Origin of the sequence: Paenibacillus sp. 598K, from assembly GCF_003851045.1 — a bacterium.
Classification (GTDB): Bacteria; Bacillota; Bacilli; order Paenibacillales; family Paenibacillaceae; genus Paenibacillus_D.
The window spans coordinates 421-2,861 of sequence record NZ_BFBX01000088.1 but is presented as its reverse complement, the minus strand read 5'-3'; the positions used below and the strand labels follow the sequence as shown (position 1 = coordinate 2,861).

General features: G+C 58.2%; 2 protein-coding genes. Both read left to right on the top strand.

The genetic code is table 11. From position 1 onward, the window contains the following. Nucleotides 1-637 (top strand): helix-turn-helix transcriptional regulator (locus PA598K_RS36465; protein WP_185602192.1); only part of this gene is annotated, 637 nt, incomplete at its 5' end. 110 nt (nucleotides 638-747) lie between these two features. Continuing rightward, the coding region (locus PA598K_RS23725) for an extracellular solute-binding protein (RefSeq protein WP_185602191.1) at nucleotides 748-2,441 on the top strand (1,694 nt) is incomplete at its 3' end.

The window sequence follows — 2,441 nt, the reverse complement described above, 5'->3', positions numbered from 1 at the left end:
CTTCCAGCAGCTGCTGGAAGCTCGGCGTTGGCCGGAGACGCGCCAGAAGCTGGACGCGCTGTTCGCGGAGATGCGCGACAAGGAGCTGGACACCGAGGAGCATATTAGCGAGGCGGTCTATACGCTCATGAACGCCTTCCTCTACCTGGCCCATCTGCAAGGCAAAACGCTCATGGAGCTGACCGGCTTCGAGGCCGATATCGCCGCCGAGCAAGGCATGTTCAGTCGTCTGGACCATGTGACGGAGTGGGCCGAGCTGGCGCTGCGCAATCTGGAGTCGGCGAGCGTCGGCGAGTTCAAGGACAACAAAAGCCAGCTCATCTCCAAAATCCACCGGTTTATCGAGACGCATATCGCCACCGACGTGTCGCTGCAGGCGATCGCGGACCATGTAGGTCTGCATCCGGCCTATCTCTCCTCGCTCTACAAGCAGGAGATGAAGGAGAATATTAGCGACTTTATTATGCGTTACCGGATGGAGAAGGCGAGCGTGCTGCTGCGGACGACCGACATCAAAATTTACGCGTTGTCGAGCCTGCTAGGCTTCCAAAACCCGCCGTATTTCAGCAAATTGTTCAAGTATCACTACCGGATGACGCCCAACGAATATCGCGAGCGCAACCAATCAAAATCTTAACAATTTGCCATATGATCTTAAAACTTTATCTCTTACCGGGCTGTAAGCGCTGTAATAAGATTAAGTGGCAGCTTACTACAGCAGACTTAAAGGGAGGTTCATCCAGACACATGGTTAAGAAGTCAATACTACTGATGATCGCCGCGATGCTGGTCTTTACGCTGGCCGCTTGTTCATCGAACTCGGGCGGCGAAAGCCAGCCGGGGAACGGCGGGCAGACAGGCACAGGCACGAATACGGAAGCCCAGCAACCGGCCGAGGTCGATCCCAATGCAGAAGCGATCCAGAACGGCACCTACAAATTCGATCCGCCGGTCACGATCACGACAGTCAAGGCAACAGACGGCACGCTGAAGTTCAAAAACGGCGAAACGCTGGAAAACAACGTGCACACCAAATGGGCGCGCGAGGAGCTCGGCATCGAGCTGAAAAACATCTGGGAGTCGCCTGGCGACCAATTCGCCACCAAAGTGCGGCTCATGCTGACAGCCAAGGAGGATCTGCCCGATGTGATCAACACGGAGGACCTGGGGCTGATCAACGAACTGATCCAGTCCGGCCATTACCGCGATATTACGCAAGACTTCGAGACGTATGCCTCGCAAGCGGTCAAGGACGTCTACAACTCGCACCCGCTCATGTGGAGTCAAGTGACGCATGAGGGCAAGCGGATGGCGCTGCCGAACTTTGCTCACGCGGGCAACGATAACGGCGTGCTGTGGGTCCGTACGGACTGGCTGGAGAAAGCCGGCGTGGAAGCGCCGACGACCTTCGAGGAGCTCGAGACGGTCATGCAGGCATTCCTCGACAATAACCCGGACAACATCATCCCGCTGGGCTTAAGCCTCGGCTCAGGCGGCAATCAGCCGAACCCGTTCGCGGGCTGGCTGGGCGAGAGCACCTGGGTATTCGGGCCGTACGGCACGATCCCGTATCAATGGCTGGAGCGCGACGGACAGCTCGCGCACGGCTCGACGCTGCCAGAGATGAAGCAGGGACTGACGCGTCTGAACGACTGGTTCAACAAAGGCTTCATCTCCAAGGAAGCGGGTCTGCACGATGAGAACAAGCTGGCGGAGCTGATCGGTCAAGGCCGCGTCGGTATGGTCGTCGCGCCGTACTGGCTGCCGAACTGGCCGATCCCGGATCTGAAGAACAATGTCGAGGGCGCAGAGATGAAGCCGTTCCCGCTGCCTACGGTGGATGGCAAGTCGGCCTCCCGCGACACGACGTTCCTCCGCGGCGGCATGCTTATCAAGAAGGACTTCGAGCATGTAGACGCATTGTTCCTGTACTTGAACCGTATCTTCAACCGCATCATGAACGAGCCGGGCGGCGAGTTCGAGCATGGCTGGGCGCTGGATTATGACTACACGATCCTCCCGGACGGCACGGTATCGGTCTCCGAGGACGATATCCCCGGCGAGAAGGTATCTGTCTCCAAGTACGTGCTGATCGATCCGAAAAACCCGTTCACCAACCTCGAGATGCTGGCCAGCATCAGCCGCGGCAAGGAGCCGGAAACCTCGGCGGAGCAGCGAGCGGCGCAAACGAACCCCGACACGCTGAAGGCAGCCGAGATCGTCGTCGACGGCTGGGAGAGCGGCTCGGCGATCGCACAGCAATTCACAGGCGCGCCGACGCCGGCGATGCAGTCCAAAAACGGCATCCTCGTCAAGCTGGAGTCCGACACGTTCATCAATATGATCTACGGCAAAAAGCCGATCGACGACTTCGACAGCTTCGTCGAAGAGTGGAAGGCCATCGGCGGCAACGACGTCACCAAGGAAGTCAACGAATGGTA